We start from the raw sequence: 1,637 nt of genomic DNA, 5'->3' as shown, positions 1-1,637 counted from the left end.
TCCCGCCGTACGGGTGCCACACGTGCTCGGCGTCCGCGGCCAGGAGCGTGGCGGGGTTCGGAGCGGAGGACGAGGTGAGGCGCAGCGGGGCGGACATGTCAGGCGTTCGCGGGCTCGCTGGTGCCGGCACCGCGCGTGCGGATGGCCACCTTCTTCTCCTGCGTGGCCGGCGCGGCGGGAGCCGTGACAGGGGCGGCGGCGTGGGTGACCTCGCCCGCCCCGGCGGCATCCTCCCTCTGCAGCACCTCGAGGCCGGCGTCGGCGATCATCTGCAGGTCCTCACCGCCGGGCTGGCCCTCGGAGGTGAGGTAGTCGCCGAGGAACAGCGAGTTGGCCACGTAGAGGCCCATGCCCTGGAGGTAGCCGAGGTGGCGCTCGCGGCCGGCGGCCATCCGGATCTCGGTGTCGGGGGCGACGAACCGCACCATCGCGAGGATGCGCAGGCAGTCGCGCGGGTTGAGCGTGTCCACGCCCTCGAGGGGGGTGCCGTCGAAGGGCAGCAGGAAGTTCACCGGGATTGAGTCGACGCCCTTGGCGCGCAGGTCGAAGGCCAGCTCGACCAGCTGCTCGCGGGTCTCGCCCATGCCGGCGATGAAGCCCGAGCACGCCGACAGGCCCGCGCCGTGCGCCTGGCTCACGGTGTGCTCGCGGTCGGCGTAGGTGTGGGTCGTGCAGATCTCCTCGTAGTGGCTCTCCGCCGTGTTGAGGTTGTGGTTGTAGGCGTCGGCGCCGCTCGCGCAGAGCTTCTCGGCCTGGCCGTCCTTGAGCGCGCCGAGGCAGGCGCACACCTCGACGCCCGGGGTGTCGGACTTGATGGCCTCGATGATGTCGGAGACCTTGCCGACCTCGCGGTTGCTCGGGCCTGTGCCGCTGGCGACCAGGCACACGCGCGAGGCCCCGGCGGCGATTCCCGCCTTGGCCGCGGTGACGGCCTCGTCCGTGTTCAACCAGGTGTACCGCAGGATGCCGGCGGTGGAGTTGAGGCGCTGCGAGCAGTAGAAGCAGTCCTCCGGGCACAGGCCGCTCTTGAGGTTGACCAGGTAGTTGACCTTGACCTTGTTGCCGAAGTGCTCGAACCGCAGCCGGGACGCGGCCGCGACCACCTCCATGAGCTCGGCGTCCGATGAGTCGAGCACGGCGAGCGCCTCGGTCGCGTCGATCGCCCCGCCGTCGAGAATGCGGTCCGCGAGCTCGTGCCAACGGGTGGTCGTGGTGGCCATGGTTCCTCCTGAACGCCGTTCATTGAACGCCGTTAAGGTAGCGGGAATTCGCCGACTTGTACAGCGTTCAGGTTGCAGGCGCGTCGGAGCGGCGGGCGGGGCGATAGGGTGACCTGTCGTGGCACTCACCAAGTCGGCCGTCGTCGACACCGCGCTCGGACTCCTGCACGAGGCGGGGTTGCCCGGCATGTCCATGCGCACCCTCGCGACCCGGCTGAACGTCCAGCCGAGCGCGCTGTACTGGCACTTCCCGTCCAAGCAGGCGCTGCTCACCGCTGTCGCCGAACGGGTCCTGGCGGAGGTGGCCCCGGTGGAGGCCGGCGAGTCGGCCGCCGACGAGTTGCGCGGCGTGACCCGCGCGCTGCGGAACGCCGTCGCGGGAGTGCCGGACGGGGCCGAGATCGTGGCGCTGGGGCT

Annotated in this window: 2 protein-coding genes; one reads left to right on the top strand and one right to left on the bottom strand. The window is 71.0% G+C overall.

Going from position 1 to position 1,637, the window contains the following annotated elements:
* Positions 1-98: 98 nt before the first annotated feature.
* Positions 99-1,220, bottom strand: a complete 1,122-nt coding sequence (gene bioB, locus G6026_RS12980) for a biotin synthase BioB (RefSeq protein ID WP_182613422.1) — start codon at positions 1,218-1,220, stop codon at positions 99-101.
* Positions 1,221-1,338: 118 nt separating this feature from the next.
* On the opposite strand from bioB, the gene G6026_RS12975 reads away from it, so the two are divergent.
* Positions 1,339-1,637, top strand: a 299-nt coding sequence (locus G6026_RS12975) for a TetR family transcriptional regulator (protein ID WP_182613421.1), incomplete at its 3' end; no start/stop codon positions are given.

This window comes from Dietzia sp. DQ11-38-2 (assembly GCF_014145055.1).
In the GTDB taxonomy this organism is placed as follows: Bacteria; Actinomycetota; Actinomycetes; order Mycobacteriales; family Mycobacteriaceae; genus Dietzia.
The sequence above is the reverse complement of the archived record's forward strand: the minus strand, read 5'-3'. Positions and strand labels throughout refer to the sequence as shown.

What these genes read in the sequence shown, in the direction of transcription:
- bioB (WP_182613422.1), bottom strand. Translation starts at nt 1,220, where the DNA reads ATGGCCACCACGACCACCCGTTGGCACGAGCTCGCGGACCGCATTCTC.